General features: G+C 47.9%; 16 protein-coding genes. 3 read left to right on the top strand and 13 right to left on the bottom strand.

Annotation, left to right across the window (positions count from 1 at the left end; translation table 11 throughout):
• Positions 1-26: 26 nt before the first annotated feature.
• From ACOCLE_RS21305 to caiT, 13 genes are all read right to left on the bottom strand, one after another.
• The gene (locus tag ACOCLE_RS21305) at positions 27-1,625 is read right to left on the bottom strand and encodes a sodium:solute symporter family protein (RefSeq protein WP_419534143.1); all 1,599 of its coding nucleotides are present in this window, start codon (positions 1,623-1,625) and stop codon (positions 27-29) included.
• Entirely contained in the window at positions 1,622-1,819 is a 198-nt protein-coding gene (locus ACOCLE_RS21300; protein WP_419534142.1) for a hypothetical protein, read from the bottom strand. Before ACOCLE_RS21300 ends, ACOCLE_RS21305 begins: the two co-directional genes overlap by 4 nt.
• A gap of 127 nt (positions 1,820-1,946) precedes the next feature.
• Positions 1,947-2,894 carry an FAD-binding protein gene (locus ACOCLE_RS21295; protein ID WP_419534141.1) on the bottom strand — a complete coding sequence of 316 codons (948 nt, stop codon included), beginning with the start codon at positions 2,892-2,894 and terminating at the stop codon, positions 1,947-1,949.
• Between the two features lie 11 nt (positions 2,895-2,905).
• The gene (fixA, locus tag ACOCLE_RS21290) at positions 2,906-3,685 is read right to left on the bottom strand and encodes a putative electron transfer flavoprotein FixA (protein ID WP_419534140.1); all 780 of its coding nucleotides are present in this window, start codon (positions 3,683-3,685) and stop codon (positions 2,906-2,908) included.
• A gap of 101 nt (positions 3,686-3,786) precedes the next feature.
• The gene (locus ACOCLE_RS21285) at positions 3,787-4,638 is read right to left on the bottom strand and encodes a MaoC/PaaZ C-terminal domain-containing protein (protein WP_419534139.1); all 852 of its coding nucleotides are present in this window, start codon (positions 4,636-4,638) and stop codon (positions 3,787-3,789) included.
• A 41-nt stretch (positions 4,639-4,679) separates the two neighbouring features.
• The gene (locus ACOCLE_RS21280; RefSeq protein WP_419534138.1) at positions 4,680-5,531 is read right to left on the bottom strand and encodes a MaoC/PaaZ C-terminal domain-containing protein; all 852 of its coding nucleotides are present in this window, start codon (positions 5,529-5,531) and stop codon (positions 4,680-4,682) included.
• 42 nt (positions 5,532-5,573) lie between these two features.
• On the bottom strand, positions 5,574-7,079 hold the full coding sequence (tnpC, locus tag ACOCLE_RS21275) for an IS66 family transposase (protein ID WP_419532963.1): 1,506 nt from the start codon (positions 7,077-7,079) through the stop codon (positions 5,574-5,576).
• Between the two features lie 175 nt (positions 7,080-7,254).
• Positions 7,255-7,893, bottom strand: a complete 639-nt coding sequence (locus ACOCLE_RS21270) for an AMP-binding enzyme (protein ID WP_419534137.1) — start codon at positions 7,891-7,893, stop codon at positions 7,255-7,257.
• Complete coding sequence (locus ACOCLE_RS21265) at positions 7,877-9,157, bottom strand: ISKra4 family transposase (protein ID WP_419532972.1); 1,281 nt, start codon at positions 9,155-9,157, stop codon at positions 7,877-7,879. The genes ACOCLE_RS21270 and ACOCLE_RS21265 overlap by 17 nt, the downstream gene beginning before the upstream one ends.
• Positions 9,158-9,217: 60 nt before the next feature.
• Entirely contained in the window at positions 9,218-10,306 is a 1,089-nt protein-coding gene (locus tag ACOCLE_RS21260) for an AMP-binding protein (protein ID WP_419534136.1), read from the bottom strand.
• A 179-nt stretch (positions 10,307-10,485) separates the two neighbouring features.
• Complete coding sequence (gene caiB / locus ACOCLE_RS21255; RefSeq protein WP_034843901.1) at positions 10,486-11,703, bottom strand: L-carnitine CoA-transferase; 1,218 nt, start codon at positions 11,701-11,703, stop codon at positions 10,486-10,488.
• Between the two features lie 88 nt (positions 11,704-11,791).
• Positions 11,792-12,928 (bottom strand): crotonobetainyl-CoA dehydrogenase, encoded by a 1,137-nt coding sequence (gene caiA / locus ACOCLE_RS21250; protein ID WP_419534135.1) that lies wholly within the window; start codon positions 12,926-12,928, stop codon positions 11,792-11,794.
• Between the two features lie 64 nt (positions 12,929-12,992).
• Positions 12,993-14,507: an L-carnitine/gamma-butyrobetaine antiporter gene (caiT, locus tag ACOCLE_RS21245; RefSeq protein WP_066013479.1), complete on the bottom strand. Its 1,515-nt coding sequence runs from the start codon at positions 14,505-14,507 to the stop codon at positions 12,993-12,995.
• A 635-nt stretch (positions 14,508-15,142) separates the two neighbouring features.
• On the opposite strand from caiT, the gene ACOCLE_RS21240 reads away from it, so the two are divergent.
• From ACOCLE_RS21240 to iolG, 3 genes are all read left to right on the top strand, one after another.
• Positions 15,143-16,423 carry an ISKra4 family transposase gene (locus tag ACOCLE_RS21240; RefSeq protein WP_419532972.1) on the top strand — a complete coding sequence of 427 codons (1,281 nt, stop codon included), beginning with the start codon at positions 15,143-15,145 and terminating at the stop codon, positions 16,421-16,423.
• 29 nt (positions 16,424-16,452) lie between these two features.
• Entirely contained in the window at positions 16,453-16,521 is a 69-nt protein-coding gene (locus ACOCLE_RS21235) for a hypothetical protein (protein ID WP_419537247.1), read from the top strand.
• 232 nt (positions 16,522-16,753) lie between these two features.
• Positions 16,754-17,740 carry an inositol 2-dehydrogenase gene (gene iolG / locus ACOCLE_RS21230; RefSeq protein WP_419534134.1) on the top strand — a complete coding sequence of 329 codons (987 nt, stop codon included), beginning with the start codon at positions 16,754-16,756 and terminating at the stop codon, positions 17,738-17,740.
• Positions 17,741-17,875 lie beyond the last annotated feature (135 nt).

The raw sequence follows: 17,875 nt of genomic DNA, 5'->3' as shown, positions 1-17,875 counted from the left end.
GATGAAACTTATCTGGGCCAAACCGCTCATTGATTCACAAGCGCGTTATATGGGATCGCCCAGTAATAAATAAGAAAGGTCGAAACCAATACCCCGGCAGCCACCATAATCCACCCGTAGTAGCGACTTCTGACATACTCTGCCGCCACCGTTTCTGATGCGGGTATCTGGTGAATTTTGTCCTGGTAAGTAATCTCTTCGATGGTCTTGGTCTGGCCTTTTGAGCCCCAGATACCCAGCACAATGCTGATGGCTACGCCAATAAAGAAAGGATCAAAAAGATTAACCAATGGCACGCCGGCCAGCTCTTTAAGCAGCTTAGCGACCATATACCCAAAGAAACCGCCCGCCATGGCCAGGTAAGCGCCACGTTCTGTCAACTTCTTACTCCAGACACTGGCAAAAGCAACGTAACCCCAGGATGCCGCGATGATCGTGCTGGCAAACCAGGCAATGACACGGATACTGGCCATATCCATACTGGCAATCATCAGTGACAGCAAACTGACCAGCAGCATCATCCCACGGGTAAAGCGAAGCTGTGATTTCTCACTGGCAAACTTGATATTCAGAATATCGCTGGACAGACTGAAGCCCACCACCGACAGGAAAGTACATGCAGAGGTAAGGCCCGCCGTCAGAATACCCGCGAGCAGAGCTACACCCACCAGCGGAGGCATCAGTTCCATAGCCGCCCAGATCATGACCTTTTCAGGCTGATCCATCGCTGGATTCACAGGAATGACACTGATGGACATCAGGTACAGGTAGAGCAGAAAAATTACCGTCAGCAGCGCCATCATCACACTGGAGCGTAGAATCACATGTTCATTTCGCGCCATCAGATTTCGACCCGCCTGCCATGGGCTGACGGCGACGGTTACCAGCCAGATAATCCCCATGGTGATGCCGTAAAACACCATATCAAACTCGGAGCCACCACGAGGGTTACCGTGGTAATCCAGCAGTCCCGGTGGCGTTTCTGGATTACGGGCCAGCGTATCAAGCAGATTCTCAAGACCACCTGCGGCTTCAAATACATAAGGCCCGGCAAAAATCGTGATGCCCAGGAAGAACAGGCACATAACGGTGTCTGTTAATACGCTTCCACGAGCACCGGAATAGAAGGTAAACAGGGTAATGCCGACCCAGGCAATCAAAAGACAGGTTACACGACTGTAACCAGTTAATGTTTCCATCAGCAGGCCGGTGCCCTGTAGAACACTGATCAGATAAGCGAACAGGGAGGCTACCGTAATCATGGCAGCAAGCCGGCGAATACGAAAACTGTTAAACCGATGAGAAAAATAGGTGGGCATGGTATTAACCATAGCCCTGCGAATATAGCGACCAAAAAACAGGCCACCGATCACATACCCTCCGGCACAGAGCGTATTCAGTAAAAGCATGGTGGTAATGTTGCCACCGTAGCTGAAAGCGGTATCCCCCATAAACCCATTAGTACTGAGCATGGAGGCAAATAAGGTGCAGGTAATGAATAACGTGGGAGCATTGCGACCGCAGACATAATAATCATCAATGCCTTTAACCTTCATTCCGGCGTATGCACCAATCAACACGAATACAACAATGCTGACAAGAACGCCGGCGGCATAAATACTCATAACCCACTTCCCACAGGTGCGCCCGGTAATGCTTCCGGTGCTGTCACAGATGTTTCTTCAATATTGTTACTATCAATGCTTTGCTGATTGTTAGAATTGCGTCTTTTTTGCTCAAGATATAAGACTCTATTCATCAACAGGCCAACACCTGACAGAAAGCTGCCAATAAACAATGAAAAAATGATTTCACCCATGATTGAACGTCTCCCTGCCAGTTATAAGAGCGCTTTCCGCAACCCGCTGGCCGCTTCCCGTAAAAACATGTGTCTTATCATTTTCGGGAAGTGGCCAGCGGAGAGCGGACGGCGAATCAGCTGATGCTTATTTCTCGCCAAACGCAGCAGTCAGTGCTGGCACGATCTTGTAAAGATCGCCAACAATGCCGTAGTCCGCGTATTGGAAGATCGGAGCATTTTTGTCCTTGTTCACTGCAACAATCACCTGGGCACTGTTGGCAGCAACCATGTGCTGGATCTGACCGGAAATACCCAGTGCCAGATACAGTTCTGGTTTTGGCATCACACCGGAGATACCCACATAACGCTCCTGCTCCAGCCACTTCTCGCTCTCAGCGATCGGACGGGAACAACCCAGCTCAGCATCAATGGCAGCACCCAGGGCTTCCGCCATGGCGATATCTTCTTTTTTGGCAATACCACGGCCAATACTGACGATACGTTTGGCCTTACCCAGGTCTACCTGAGTAGCCTGCTTAGGCTGACGCTCCAGACACTTGATGGCTGCCTTTGGTGCAACGAATTCAACGTTGATGGTTTCACCGGTTCTGGCAGCATCTTCGCTTTCAGGTGCAAATACACCACCACTGACAACCATCACGGCAAACGGAGAAGCCACTTTCTCCTGACCGTGGGCAAGACCACCGTAAACCATGCGCTTACCGGTAACACCGCCGCCTTCAACGGTCACGTCATACGCTTCAGTAACCACACCCGCCTTCAGTTTAACGCCCAGCAGAGAAGCCAGAGCCTTACAGCAGCGAGTGCCTGGCAGCAGAATCAATGCAGAATCGGCAGCTTCAGAGATGGCCTTGGCCATAGTGTCAGCGTAATCTTCAACAATGCGTGAAGTTTCTCTGGCACCCAACAGATAAACTTTGTCAGCACCCTGGGCGTAGGCTTTTGCTACATCACCATCGGTGCCAATCACAAAAGCAGAAACCACATCACCCAGTTCACGGGCACCGGCAAGTACTTCTGCCTGACGGGATTCGACGTCGCTGAAAACCCAAACGTTTGCAATCTTACTCATTGGTCAACCTATCAATTCAGAATTTTACGCAGGTGGCTTACCAGCTCAGCGATTTGATCTTCACCGTCGCCTTCAATCATGACGTTGAGGCGTTCTTTCTGCTTGGGTGCTTTGGTTTCCAGCAATTCAACCGATGCTGTGCCCTGCGCTACGCCCAGCGCTGATGGAGTCATCGTACCTACTGGCTTCTTACCGGCAGCCAGAATGGCCTTCATGCCAGGAATAGCAGGGGTGTTGATGTCTGCAGAAACAGAGATAACGGCGGGTAGAGTGACTTCCAGCACTTCCACTTCACTTTCCAGTGCACGCTCAACCACCAGCTTGCCGTTGTCCGCGGAAACAATTTTGCTGACGCCGCTCAGGGTGGCGACATCCAGCAGTGCACCCAGACGGGTACCAACCTGCTGAGCCAGAAGGTCTCCGGAACCGTCACCACACAGGATCAGGTCAAAGCCAATCTCTCTGGCGGCAGTTGCCATCACTTCGGCCGTCTGCTCTGGCAGCAGATGCGTATAGGCATCATCCATCACCGCAGTCATGGCGTCAGGACCGCGGGACAGGATGTCCTTAAGGGCCTTGCTGTTTTCCAGAGTCTTGTCACCCACGCTCAGTGCGGTAATGTGGGCTTCACCCACCAGACCTTTCACTTCAACAGCGGCTTCAATAGCGTTCAGATCAAATGGGCTGATCTTTGGCGTTGCACGGCTAACGTCCAGTGAGCCATCGGCCTGTACAACGATATCCTGCTCTTCAGGTACCAGTTTGCATCCAACAATAATTTTCATAGTCATTCAGCTTTCTACCTAAACTGCCCGGAGCACTCTGCTCCGGACATACTTCAAAACAGTCTCTGCTCACCGGAACAGAGGAAATGCTCAATACTCTCTATGACCTACTTCCACTCAGCCAGTGCGTAGTTCAGATAGGCGATTTCTGGATCGTTGGCATCAATCACACGGAAGTGGATGGAGTTGTCATCCCACTTCCACATCTGGGTCTTGATCGTGCAGCCCGGGTACAGAGACTTGGTAATCCGGGTCTTGAAGCGGGTCAGACGCTCAGGCTCACCAGGCAGCAGCGTGTTGATGATGTGACGGCAGGCAAAACCGGCAGTACTTACGGCGTGCAGGTTTGGCTTGGGATGGTCAAACTTCTGGGCATATTCCCAGTCAATGTGCTGAGGATGGTAGTCACCATTCAGGCGATAGATGATGGCCTGGTTCAGAGGCACCTGTTCCACAACTTCAAAGTCAGGCTCTCTCTCAGGAATCTCAACAATATCCGCTGGTGCTTTTGGACCACCGAAGCCACCGTCGTACAGACAGCAGTCCCAGCTTTCATTGGTAAACAGCAGGGTGCCATCTTCATCAAAGGTCTCACCAATGTGCTGAGCCAGACAGCCACGGCCTGGACCACGGTCGTAAAGCCCCTTCAGTAATACTTTGGTGCTGAGCTTGCCAGACAGTTTGGTCAGAGGCTGATGAAACTTAAGATCAAAGCCCCAGTGCAGGGAACCGCCCCATTCAAAACCAAAGTCGATGGTTTTGGTGACTTCGCTGTCCACAATCGGCATGGCAGCAAACATCGGCAGAATTTTCTGATCCTTTTCGTAAACGTACTCAAGGTCCGTCTTGCCATCGGCACCGGCACCACAGCCCAGGCCAAAGATAATCAGTTCACGGAAGTCATATTCCCGTTCAAAAGGGCCGTATGTCTTGCCCTGCATATCCAGTTTTAAAGCCATCGTCGTACTCCTGACGAAATTAATTTTTCAGTCGTTCGCCTTTATTGCCACTCAGCCAAGGCAAAATTCAAAAGAATGGTTTCAGGATTGTTGGCATCGACTACACGGAAGCGAACGGACTGGTCAGGCATTTCCCAGACCTGAGTGCGCACATCCATTCCCGGATAGCTGACGCCGGTAAAACGAAGTTTGAAACGCGTCATGCGTTCGGGACGACGCCCCATAAACTGATTAGTGATGTGTCTGAATGCCAGACCCGCCAGACCGAGGCCCATATAGAAAGGCTTTTCGTAACCAAACTCCTTGGCATATTCCCAGTCAGCGTGCAGATGGTGATAGATACCAATCAGACGAAAAACCAGGGCACTGTTCAGGTTCAGGTGGTCATCAAATTCAAAGTCAGGGGCACGATCCGGCATCTCCACGATGTCCTGTGGTGCTTTAGGCCCACCAAAACCACCGTCGTATAGACAGATATCCCAGTTATCGATGGTCAGCAGTTTGTTGCCATCCTCATCGAAGGTTTCCCCGGTTTTCTGTGCCAGACAGCCCCGGCCTTCACCTCGATCGTACAGACCGGTCAGAGTAATATTGGTGGTCAACTTGCCGGCCTTTTTGACAAAGGGGTGATGGAATTTCATATCAATCCCCCAGTGCAGAACACCATCCCAGTTAAAACCGAAATCAATATCCTCAGTTACTTTGTCGGATGCATCGATAGTCGCCAGAAAGACAGGGTTTACCTTAAGGTCTTTTTCAAATGCCCAGTCCAGGTCGGTTTTACCATCCTGAGCCGCGCCACTGCCCACCCCGAAAGCCAGCAGATCATTCAGGTCATACTGAGTTTCATAGGGGCCATATACCTTGCCTACCAGATCTGTATTAATCGTCATGGTTTTGCTTCCGCGTCTATCGATATGTTTGTTTTTTAGTAACTATTCAGCACCCAGCAAAGGCGTATTGTTGTAATTTCGAACCGCTTTAAGAAGCGCCTGAAATATGTTCAACCCCTGCTTTTTAGCAGATGATAAATAGCTTCGGATTCGGGTAAACATGGTACCTCCGTCTTCGCTTCTGAAGCAGCCTGAGATCTTCTGCTTAAGTTTGGCCATCCTGGCATCACGTTCACTGCCATTGTTATCGAAGGGAATTGAAAAGTCCGACATGAAGCGCAACGTTTCAACCTTAAACTCAATAAGCCTTTTGAACAGGTTGTAGGCCTTGGTATTCCTGACCTTCTTACGTCCAAGCACCTGTCGTTGTTTTTCCATATAAGCGGTTTCCTTCGTGAGAGCCCTTTGAAGGATTTGGTCGTATATCGTCTCAATGCGAAGCTGTATTGCACCAGGCATTTGAGTCAGACCGGCTGCTTTGTATTTCTTGCAGAAGTGCCAGGAGAGCGTAAGCAATTTCATCAGCCGCAGAGCCAGCTTATTCGCATCCCTATCGACAACTCCCTGAAGCTCTCTCAGATGATGGGCATTACAAAGCACATGCACTGCCGCATAGGCAAAGTAGGACTTCCAATGATCGTGAACCAGAATGCCTGCAAAAGTCAGCAGGATGCCCATTGCATCCATTGCTTCACAACCTCGCCTTTCTGAGAGGTAGTAAAGCGTCCATTGGTCATCTCGCATAATGTGTAACCACCACAGTGAACCGTCAACCCGCATGCCAGTTTCATCCGCTCCTGCAACCGGACTTTCTTGTAAAGCATCGCGGATACTCTGCTCAGTAGAGGCCAGGTTCTCATGGGTATAGGCAACAAAATTGGCAACAGAGCCTGCGCTGACACTCATGCAATAAATAGTATTGAAATACTCAGACACCCGGTGATATGGGATGAAGTGATACTGGTTTAAATGAACAGCCATTGCCTGAGTCACTTCTCCGTATTGAGCAGCGGCTTTCACTCCTTGGGGAAACTCAGCGGTGTTCCGTTTACCACAAGGACATACTTTAACGTCTGCCCAGTACGCGGTAACTTCAAATTCTCCGGGTCTACCTGGATCAAAAACCTGTCGCTCAATGTATTTGGTGGGTTTAATATCGATAAGCGAAGACTGGCAACAGCAACATTTTTCAACCTTCAGATGCCTGACATAATCGGGTAAGGCGACACGTCTCAAACAAGAGCCTTGATGACCTTTCTGGCCACCTGGTTTATTGCCTGAAGATGGTCTAAGGCTTTTGGGGTTCGGTGTTTCCTGTGAGGAGCAGGGGGCTTCTTTGGAAGATGTATCACCTTTATCACTCCCTTTTTTACTGGGCTTTTGATAACCATCTGACGATGGTGGCTTACTACTGTTTTGACTGTTTTTATTAACCCTTTCTTCCAGTTCGCTGCAACGTTCCCGTAAAAGCGCATTCTCGGTCCGAAGCTCTTCATTCTCTTTAAGGAGAGCTTCGGTAAACGGAGTAGCTGGGAAGTCTGGTTCCATACTGGAGATTTGTTAGAAAAATTGAGTATAAGATGATGGTCGAAAAATCAGAAAATTCCAGATTTATATGAAGGGTGCTGAATAGTTACGTTTTTTATTCATCACATGCTGATGACAATCAGCATGCACACCATTCATCAAAAACCCGCATCAGACTTGTTAAACAAATTCACTCTTAATTCAGTACGGTATCCACCCTGATTTCAGCTGTGTGATTCCGGTTAATCAGATAATTCTCAACTTGCTGGTATTCAGATCTGGAAAGTACTTCTTCTTTCAATACGTTCTTCTGTACTTTTCCTGTACAGGTTCTTGGAAACTCTGTTCTGAATTCCACATGGGCTGGCACTTTAAAAGCCGCCATATGGGTTGAACAGAATTCAAGAATTTCTTCAGTGCTTAATATTTCACCTTCTTTAAGAATGACAAACGCGTTAACCACTTCGTCATACATTTCATCTGGAATACCGATAACGGCGGCTTCAATAATTTTGGGATGGCAGACCAGTGCATTTTCAATTTCGGAACTGGAAATATTTTCGCCGGAGCGCTTAATCAAATTGACATTACGGTCAACAAAATAGAAATAGCCATCTTCATCCATGTAGCCGCTGTCACCGGTATAAAGCCAACCATGACTGTCCAGTGCTTTTGCTGTTGCTTCCGGGTTGTTGTAATACTCTTTAAACAGCGTTTTTCCTGGTTCACCCTTGATGACAATTTCACCGGTGGTATTTGGTGTTGCTTCGTTACCCTGATCATCGACAATTGGGTGCTCTCTCAATTTGATAACTGACTCATAGGTTAGCTTCAACCTTTCCAGTCATGAACTCAGACCAAAGTTGTTCCCAGCGCCCCTTACTCTGGATCAGTGCTCTTGTTGTCAAAAGCACTTCCGCTCCTGTTGCTTTCCACCTCATTCCAGAACCACATAATCGTTGCTTTACCAGAGTCTTACAAGCCGCTTCAGTAACTCCTGAACCTATTGGCCAATGGCGTTTAAGCGCCTGATGATAATTCATTAACTGGTGATTGTTTGTAAAATAGCTCACAGCTTTGTAGCGCTTCTCTGTCAGTGCGATTGTCTTTTTCGGGAGCTCGGCTGATTCAATTTCCTGAAGGATTTTTTTGGCTGCTCCACGCTTGTTTTTCAAACTATGTAGCCTGTCTTCAAGCCACTGGTGTCGCTTCGCCTTACTGGTTGGAAACAGTGCTTCCGCTGCTCCAGCTAAATATTCAGATGCATGATAAAAATCGAGTATCTGCCCAGAGGTATGTTGTTTCAAATAACTCCAGTTTTCTCTAGCCCCGTCAGCTACCCCGATGTATGTGGCATTTGGGTAGAGTCGTTTTAGATCTGCAATCTCCTCGTCGAGCTTGCTCATAAAGCTTTGTTTACCATACTCTGGCGAACTGGCTGTATATATCGTGTGGAGCCTGTCTCCATCTGCAGAATATAGGCTCAATGTCCCACACATGGCTTCCCTCCAGCCTTCTTCACAAAGCAGCATGCAGGTTCCATCCAGACCAATGGCTATTGTTTCAACAGGCTCTTTTAGTGGAGGAAGGTGGTAGTGAGTGTCTTGCTGGTCTTCAATTAATGCACCTACTCTGTCCGATAAATGCTTGATATAAGAATTTGAAAGCGTCCTTTGATGGTTGGTCTCAAAATCTTCTTTTACCGCAGGCGCTGGCATCTGGCTGTATTTCCAGGCGATAGACTTGGCAAATTTGGGGGTAGCTGAACCAATAATACCGGCACGAAGATCAAGTGCTGCCAGAGTACTGCCACCTCTGACACCCTGATATACGGAGCGCTCCAAAGGTATACGACCGTATAAGGTTTCATAGTGCTTAAGAACCTTTCCTTTGTAGTTCCACTTCTGCTGATTAACGACGATAGGTTCTTTATTGGGTGATTCAAATAGCCCCAATAACTCTTTTGTTCCAAGCTGCCCGGCTTCATTGAGTGCACGCTGTAAACTATCTTCAAGATTCAGCATGTTGCCTGAATCTATAGAAACTTCAATTTGCAAAACGATGCTTTTGGTAGAGCTGGAAATAACAGAAGCGGGCATGACAGTTAACTATTATGAGTGGTGTTCCCATAGTAGCTGTGAAAATAGAGCACTATTGTTTCAATCATTCAGAGAGAGCACCCCGACAATTTTGATTTCGTAGCAGAATCCGGGTCTGCCAATGGATGGCCAGCGACGCTCATAGCCGGGGGTATCACCCAGATTGCCAACAATGGTTTCGGTCATGCCATAAGACGTCAGCAGCCTCACACCAAAGCGCTCTGAAAACTGATCTTTTTCCAGCTCGGAAAGGGTCAGATAAAACATGACTTCCCGCAGGCAGTGACCCTTCTCCCAGGCTCTCTCTGGCTGCAGCATGAGGGTGCGAATCATCAGCGGAATACATTCGGTCACGGTTGCCCGGTAATGGCAGATCTGACTCCAGAAGCGAGATGCACTGTACTTCTCTATCAGGATCAGCGTGGCACCTGAGGCAAACGTTGGCATCGCTGCAGTGCATTGAAAATCAATGTGACAGGCTGGCATGGTGCTCAGGTACCGGTCTTCTGAACGCAGAGAGCATAACCAGGAGGTATATATTCCGGAAAAGTTAAGGTTGTAGTGGGTAATCACCACACCTTTTGGTCGAGACGTTGTGCCCGACGTAAAAATAATCTCGACTGGATCACTGCTGTCTAAAGGAACGGTTTTTTCCAGTGTTGTTGACTGCTTTCTTAACAGGGCACCAAAATTCAAAGTCCCGGCAGGTTCTTCATCTTCTTCAATTCGTGTGATCAGGATGTGCTCAAGAGGAATGCCATCCTTCTGGCTGATTTCCTGATAAAGAGAAACAAACTGCTTCTCAACAATGACCGTTTCTACCTGGCATTTCTTCAGAATATAGCTGGCTTCGTGGTGCAGGGACTGCACATTAATCGGAACGGTAATAGCTCCAATTTTCGCCAGACCAAACCAACTCATTAAAAATTCAGGGCTGTTGAATAACTGGGTAGCAACCCGGTCACCCTTTTTAACGCCCAGTTTCAGAAAGAGGTTTGCAGCCTGATTTATCTGATGATTAAACTCAGCGTATGAAAGTTCACTGGTTTTACCTGATACATCTTCAAAGACAATGGCTGTATTTTCAGCATACGCCTGAGCCAGCCGATCCCATGTATCACGTAAATTTTTATTGCCAACCAAGTCCAATGTAACACCTCATCGCTGAGCAATTCGCCTGCAAACCCCGGTTATTTATTCAAGGCATTCGGGTAGCTGCCGGAAAATCAGACGGTCTTTTCCGACAGTTCACCAAAATGCACTCTTGCCCAGTTCACTCTTTCAAGTTCGGCTTTCAAAAAGCCAGCCAATAATCAAACGTTCGTCGTTTAATCAGCCAGCTTGACGGCACCGACTTCTGCCAGAGCATGGATCTCCTGATCCGAGTATCCGAGATCACTCAGAATACTTGCGGTGTCCATACCCCGTGATGGTGTGCTCCGCCAGATCTGCCCTGGGTTTTTGGTAAATTTAGGAACAATGTTTGAACCCTTGCACTTACCACCAGACAGCGTATCCCACTCAACAATGTTTTCGCGGGCGATGTACTGTGGATGGCTTTCCAGTTCAGGAATGGTCAGCACACGGGTCGCAGCAATGGTCATGGACTCCAGCAGCTCCAGCGTTTCATCGATGGTTTTCTCACCGAAGAATGCATCCAGCTTGTCTTCCAGAATCTGCCCCTGAGAACTGTCAGCACGAATGCCAGGAATGCCTTCAGGAAACTCGTCAGTGCCCAGAATGTGGGTATGATCCAGAACCTCAAGCAACCTGCGGATCTGTGGACCACCTACCCAAGACATGGTGATACAGCCGTCATTACAGCGATAAACGCCACAACCTACCTGAGTTGGATCCTTACCTTTGGTTGTGCGGGGGTAGAGCGTACCGTTATTGAAGTAGTCGATCATGTAATAGTGGCTGACCCGCAGCAGAGCCTCATACATGGCAACGTCAACACTTTCACCTTCTCCGGTTCTTTTGGCATTGTGAAGTGCCGCCAGGGCGGAACTCAGCACCATGAAGCCACTGATGTAGTCACCAGAGTACGGGAATGCAGGTACTGGCTGATCACCATCACCGTTCTGAACCAGGTAACCACTGAATGCCTGGGCAATGTGGTCATAAGAAGGCAGGTTGATGTACTGGTCTTCACCGTACTGGCCATAACCAGACAGGTGCACAATAACCAGCGACTTGTTGTGTTCCCACAGCAGCTCATCGGTCATGCCACGGCGCTTAAAGGCTGGGCCTTTACTGGACTCGATAAAGATATCGGTGGTTTCCATCAGCTTGAGGAATGCTTTCTTGCCTTCCTCAGAGAAGATATCGATGGACAGACTGTGCAGGTTACGACGCGCCAGTTCACGGTAATTTTTCATTACCCGGATGGTATCGGGATATTTGGTGTGCTCGATCCAGATAACTTCTGCACCCCATTCCGCCATCATCTGGGCTGGAAATGGGCCGGCAATTTCAAGCGCTGAAAAAACAACCCGGACCCCGTGTAAAGGGCCAAATTCCGGTGTAGACACCTTGTTGGACATTATTCATTCCCCCGCTAAGCAAGATATTCACCTTCAGAAAGGTAACCCCGCAGGGTCAGCCATTTCCAAAGGTTCAGTTAACGACAGATTAACGATACTTTTTCAGTACCTGGCGACCGAGAGTCAGAATCTGCATTTCGTCAGATCCACCGGAAACACGGTCAACCCGCAGGTCACGCCAGAAACGTCCAACGCGATGTCCAGTGATACCGATACCGCCCAGTACCTGCATGGCAGAGTCCACTACTTCGAAGGCAGCATTGGCACAGAAGTATTTACACATGGCAGCGTCACCGGAGTTCACAGTGCCGTTGTCGCACTTCCATGCAGTTTCATAAACCATGTTCTTCATGGCGTTCAGTTTGATCGCCATGTGAGCAAATTTTTCCTGGATCAGCTGGGTACGACCGATGGCTTCACCAAACTGGATACGCTGGTTGGCGTACTTGGCAGCGTCTTCAAAAGCACACAGAGCAATACCGTAGTTGGTGCAGGCCACCAGGAAGCGCTCTGCATCAAACTCTTCCTTGACGCGGTTGAAGCCATTGCCTTCAGAGCCAAACATGTCCTTCTCTTCCAGCTCAACGTTGTCGAAGATCACTTCGCAGCAGCTGTCCATGCGCAGACCGATCTTGTCCAGTGGGTTCAGCTTGATGCCTGGCTTGCTCATGTCCACAAACCACTCGGAGAATACTGGTGAGTCTGGAGAAGCAGAGTCGCGGGCCATCACCACCAGGTAAGGACAGTGGGCACTACTGGTGATAAAGCACTTGTGACCATTCAGATAGACTTTGCCATCCTTGCGGGTATAAGTGGTTTTCAGGCTGCCAACGTCAGAACCGGCGCTTGGTTCAGTAATGGCGGAGTTCCACATCTGTTCGCCAGTACCGCGCAGGGCAAAAATCTTGTCGATCTGTTCCTGGGTACCATGACGCAGCATGGTGTTGAAACCAGGCAGCTGATACAGAACGTAGGTAGGTGCACCGTGACGTCCAAGCTCTTCCCAGATAGCGGTCAGAGTAACCAGGCCAGCGTCCATACCGTCGTGTTCTTCTGGCAGCAGCATGGTGTCGATGCCCAGTTCAGCCAGAGCCTTCACCCAGCGCAGTGGGTATTCGTGCTTTTCGTCACATTCAACGAAGTAGGCTTCCCAGTTCTCTCTTTCCATCAGTTCGCGGACACCCGCAACAAACAGTTCCTGCTCGTCAGATAAATTAAAATCCATGTCTAATACTCTTCTTTCTTAAGTGGTTCTTGTTTCAAAAAAGCGGCTTCACTGAAAAACAGATTTACCAGCGATTCTTTTTGGCATCTTTCAGGAATGCCCAGATAACCAGAATATTTACGATGGCCAGTGGCGCGCCCCCTGCGATGATGGCTGTCTGCAGAGGCTTCAGGCCGCCCAGGGCAAGCAGGGTAATACCCAGAATCCCCACCAGCAGAGACCAGCCAAGTCGAATCCACAGTGGTGGTTCGTCGTAACCAGTCGCTTCCTTACAGGTAGACATGGCCAGGGTGTAAGAACAGGCGTTTACCAGGGTGATCGTGGCCAGGAAACAGAGCACCAGGAAGACACCGATGGTGAAAGTGCTGAGTGGCAGTGTTGCCCAGATTTCGATAATGGCCCGTGGTACATCGTTCTCACTGATGATGGTGCTGATATCCAGCAGTCCCTTGTGCATAACCTCAACGGTATAGCTGCCGAGGATGCCCCAGAGTGTCCATGTGGTCAGAGTCAGACCGCCCACCATGCCCAGACAGAGTTCACGTACTGTTCTGCCCTTGGAGATACGGGCAAGGAAGATGCACATCTGAATGCCGTAAATCATCCACCAGGCCCAGTAGAAGACGGTCCAGTTCTGAGGAAAACCACTCTCACCGATGGCATCGGTATAGAACAGCATCCTGCCGGCATTCATCAGGAGAACACCAAAGGAGTCGGTGAAGTAATTCAGAATAAAGGTGGTACCACCAACGATCAGAACCCAGGCAAGAACAAAGATACTCAGGTAGCTTCTCAGGTCACTGGCGATACGGATGCCTTTCTGAAGACCGAAGGCCACACAGATCGCGTTGAACACAATAAGGAAAGAAATGATTGTGGCATCAACTTCCAGGCTACGCTCAATACCAAAGAGATACTCAATACACTCGGTGACCAGTGGGGTTGCCAGACCAAGACTGGTACCCATCGCCAGAATCAGCGCAACGATATAAAGGTTATCTACGAAGGTTCCAAAAAGGCCGTTACTGTGCTTTTCACCCACCAGTGGTTCAATGGTCTTACTGGGGCGAATAACATTGACCTTTTTCACATACAGGAAGTAGCCAAAAGCAACACTTAACAGACTGTAGGTTGCCCAGGGTAAAGGTCCCCAGTGGAAGAGAGAGTAGGCAACGCCGTATTCTTTTGCCTGCTGAGAGAAAGGTTCGATACCGAATGGAGGCGTGAGGATATAGTAATAAACTTCAATCGTACCCCAGAAAAGTACGGCTGCCGACGTGCACGAGGCAAACATCATGAAGATCCAGCTGGCAGTACTGAATTCAGGTTCCTCATCACCCAGCTTTTTATTGGCATAAGGGCCGAAGAGTAACCAGAAATAACCGCCCAGCATGATGACCATGTACCACTCAAATGCCCAGGCCCATTTGTAGGTCACATATTGAAAGACCTGGTTAATTACCTGATTAGCGGCATCCAGGTCCCGAACCGTGAAATAAATCAATATGGCAACAATAGCTAACGAAGGTATTGCTATCTTCGTATCTATTTTTATTGCCTTTTTTGGTTCAGCATCCATTCAAACTTCCCCCTATTAAAAGCCTTGAATAACATACTAAAAAGCTAATCTGATTTTTGGGTATTCAATCTTTTTTCTATAAATAAGTATTTTTAACAATGGATCAATTGAATACTCGAAAACAGACTCTGAAACAGAAAATGAATAGTCTGGAATAAAAATTAATTCAGAATTTTACGAATAACTCATCATAAAGAAGACCAGATCTTAAGGTTGCCATAGCAAGACAGCTGGTCTTTAAATGATCAATAACACGTCATAGTAATAAATGTAATCTCTCCCATTCATGTTAATCAGGAGATAAAAAACAAGCGCTTCTATGAAGGCAGGCAGAATATAATATACTCACTATTTCCATAATTTGATTTGAAGCAATTATTGGATGAATAGTTTTTTCCTTTATCTTTCATTTACTATTCATAAACTTAAAGAGTTTTGAGTATTTTTTAAACAACACAAAGCGTACGTCACTATTTATTAGAAAACAGATTAAATATTATTCAGGATAAATATTGCTCTATTGTTCATTGATTGAGCAGCGGTTAAAAAAAGGGGTGCTCTCTCTGAATGATTGAAACAATAGTGCTCTATTTTCACAGCTACTATGGGAACACCACTCATAATAGTTAACTGTCATGCCCGCTTCTGTTATTTCCAGCTCTACCAAAAGCATCGTTTTGCAAATTGAAGTTTCTATAGATTCAGGCAACATGCTGAATCTTGAAGATAGTTTACAGCGTGCACTCAATGAAGCCGGGCAGCTTGGAACAAAAGAGTTATTGGGGCTATTTGAATCACCCAATAAAGAACCTATCGTCGTTAATCAGCAGAAGTGGAACTACAAAGGAAAGGTTCTTAAGCACTATGAAACCTTATACGGTCGTATACCTTTGGAGCGCTCCGTATATCAGGGTGTCAGAGGTGGCAGTACTCTGGCAGCACTTGATCTTCGTGCCGGTATTATTGGTTCAGCTACCCCCAAATTTGCCAAGTCTATCGCCTGGAAATACAGCCAGATGCCAGCGCCTGCGGTAAAAGAAGATTTTGAGACCAACCATCAAAGGACGCTTTCAAATTCTTATATCAAGCATTTATCGGACAGAGTAGGTGCATTAATTGAAGACCAGCAAGACACTCACTACCACCTTCCTCCACTAAAAGAGCCTGTTGAAACAATAGCCATTGGTCTGGATGGAACCTGCATGCTGCTTTGTGAAGAAGGCTGGAGGGAAGCCATGTGTGGGACATTGAGCCTATATTCTGCAGATGGAGACAGGCTCCACACGATATATACAGCCAGTTCGCCAGAGTATGGTAAACAAAGCTTTATGAGCAAGCTCGACGAGGAGATTGCAGATCTAAAACGACTCTACCCAAATGCCACATACATCGGGGTAGCTGACGGGGCTAGAGAAAACTGGAGTTATTTGAAACAACATACCTCTGGGCAGATACTCGATTTTTATCATGCATCTGAATATTTAGCTGGAGCAGCGGAAGCACTGTTTCCAACCAGTAAGGCGAAGCGACACCAGTGGCTTGAAGACAGGCTACATAGTTTGAAAAACAAGCGTGGAGCAGCCAAAAAAATCCTTCAGGAAATTGAATCAGCCGAGCTCCCGAAAAAGACAATCGCACTGACAGAGAAGCGCTACAAAGCTGTGAGCTATTTTACAAACAATCACCAGTTAATGAATTATCATCAGGCGCTTAAACGCCATTGGCCAATAGGTTCAGGAGTTACTGAAGCGGCTTGTAAGACTCTGGTAAAGCAACGATTATGTGGTTCTGGAATGAGGTGGAAAGCAACAGGAGCGGAAGTGCTTTTGACAACAAGAGCACTGATCCAGAGTAAGGGGCGCTGGGAACAACTTTGGTCTGAGTTCATGACTGGAAAGGTTGAAGCTAACCTATGAGTCAGTTATCAAATTGAGAGAGCACCCTAATGGCAGGCCCAAAGCGGCAGTGGAAATTCAAGAACGATCCCGCCCATGAATGGATGCTGAATAACTGACTAGGTTCTGTTGACACAAGGTTGCAGGCTCAGTGGTTCGTATAACCATCTTCCACAAGGCGGACTGGTGCAGGTGTAGTGGTTCTGTCCAACGAAGCTGGAAGGCGGCTATACGAACCACCCTTAGGGCTTAAGCCAGCAAACTTATGTCAACAGAACCTACAACTTCATAGAAAAAACAAAGCCCGGAGAAAACCGGGCGCTGACTACAAAGACCATACTGGAGACAATAATGATTAACTTCGCCGTCATCGGTGCAGGTCGTATTGGCCGCATCCATGCTGCTAATGTGGCTGAATCACCGGCTTGCCATATTCACTCCATTGTTGACCCATTTCCGGAAGCAGCCGCAGCTTTGGCAACAGCATTAAATGCCAAAGTCAGTACTGTTGAAGACGTATTGGCAGATCCTGAGATTCACGCTGTGGTTATCTGTACACCAACAGACACCCACTGCGATCTGATTGAGCGATCAGCTCGAGCTGGCAAAGCCATCTTCTGTGAGAAACCCGTGGATCTTGATATTTCCAGAGCTCGTGATTGCGCGGCCACTGTTCGTGAAACCGGTGTCGTTTGCGCCCTGGGCTTTAACCGCCGTTATGACCCAACCTTTAACTCTCTGAAACAGCGAATTGCCGACGGTGCTATCGGAGCGACCGAGCAAGTTATTATCACCAGCCGTGACCCAAGTCCTCCTCCAGCGGAATACGTCAAACAGTCAGGAGGCCTTTTCCGCGATATGATGATTCATGACCTTGATATGGCTTGCTGGCTGTTGGGTGAAAAGCCCGTTGAAGTGTATGCAACCGTTAGCTGCCTGGTAGACCCAGCCATTGGAGAGGCCGGTGACATTGACTCTGCGATGGTCATTCTGAAAACCGCCAGTGGTAAAATCTGCCATATCAACAATAGCCGACGTTCTGTTTACGGCTATGATCAGCGTATAGAAGTCTTTGGATCCGAAGGAATGGTACAGGCAGGGAATCATAAGCCCAGCGAAGTCACTGTCAGCAACCATCAGGGAGTTTCACAGGATCAGCCAGAACACTTCTTTCTGGAGCGTTACCGTCAGGCCTATAAAATTGAGCTGCAGAACTTTATCGATGCCCTGGTGGATGGCAAACAACTGCTGACTAATATCGATGATGGCATTAATGCCCTTGAACTGGCAGATGCCTGTGTTGCGTCCATGACTACCGGTAAGCGCATCACACTCTGATTTTTCACACCCCTTAAAAGCCAGCATCTGCTGGCTTTTTTTCATTCCTGTGATTCTTGCTTCAAATCAAATAAATCAAAAATTCCATATGATAAAAATATGAAATAAATATTTCACATTGCTTCAGTAAGAACC

Origin of the sequence: Endozoicomonas sp., from assembly GCF_965196975.1 — a bacterium.
In the GTDB taxonomy this organism is placed as follows: domain Bacteria; phylum Pseudomonadota; class Gammaproteobacteria; order Pseudomonadales; family Endozoicomonadaceae; genus Endozoicomonas.
This window is presented reverse-complemented; position numbering and strand designations above follow the sequence as displayed.

Bases quoted from the DNA above. Each gene is read 5' to 3' on its own strand.
- ACOCLE_RS21305 (WP_419534143.1), bottom strand. From the start codon at position 1,625: ATGAGTATTTATGCCGCCGGCGTTCTTGTCAGCATTGTTGTATTCGTG.
- ACOCLE_RS21300 (WP_419534142.1), bottom strand. From the start codon at position 1,819: ATGGGTGAAATCATTTTTTCATTGTTTATTGGCAGCTTTCTGTCAGGT.
- ACOCLE_RS21295 (WP_419534141.1), bottom strand. From the start codon at position 2,894: ATGAGTAAGATTGCAAACGTTTGGGTTTTCAGCGACGTCGAATCCCGT.
- fixA (WP_419534140.1), bottom strand. From the start codon at position 3,685: ATGACTATGAAAATTATTGTTGGATGCAAACTGGTACCTGAAGAGCAG.
- ACOCLE_RS21285 (WP_419534139.1), bottom strand. From the start codon at position 4,638: ATGGCTTTAAAACTGGATATGCAGGGCAAGACATACGGCCCTTTTGAA.
- ACOCLE_RS21280 (WP_419534138.1), bottom strand. From the start codon at position 5,531: ATGACGATTAATACAGATCTGGTAGGCAAGGTATATGGCCCCTATGAA.
- tnpC (WP_419532963.1), bottom strand. From the start codon at position 7,079: ATGGAACCAGACTTCCCAGCTACTCCGTTTACCGAAGCTCTCCTTAAA.
- ACOCLE_RS21265 (WP_419532972.1), bottom strand. From the start codon at position 9,157: ATGCCCGCTTCTGTTATTTCCAGCTCTACCAAAAGCATCGTTTTGCAA.
- caiB (WP_034843901.1), bottom strand. From the start codon at position 11,703: ATGTCCAACAAGGTGTCTACACCGGAATTTGGCCCTTTACACGGGGTC.
- caiA (WP_419534135.1), bottom strand. From the start codon at position 12,928: ATGGATTTTAATTTATCTGACGAGCAGGAACTGTTTGTTGCGGGTGTC.
- caiT (WP_066013479.1), bottom strand. From the start codon at position 14,507: ATGGATGCTGAACCAAAAAAGGCAATAAAAATAGATACGAAGATAGCA.
- ACOCLE_RS21240 (WP_419532972.1), top strand. From the start codon at position 15,143: ATGCCCGCTTCTGTTATTTCCAGCTCTACCAAAAGCATCGTTTTGCAA.
- iolG (WP_419534134.1), top strand. From the start codon at position 16,754: ATGATTAACTTCGCCGTCATCGGTGCAGGTCGTATTGGCCGCATCCAT.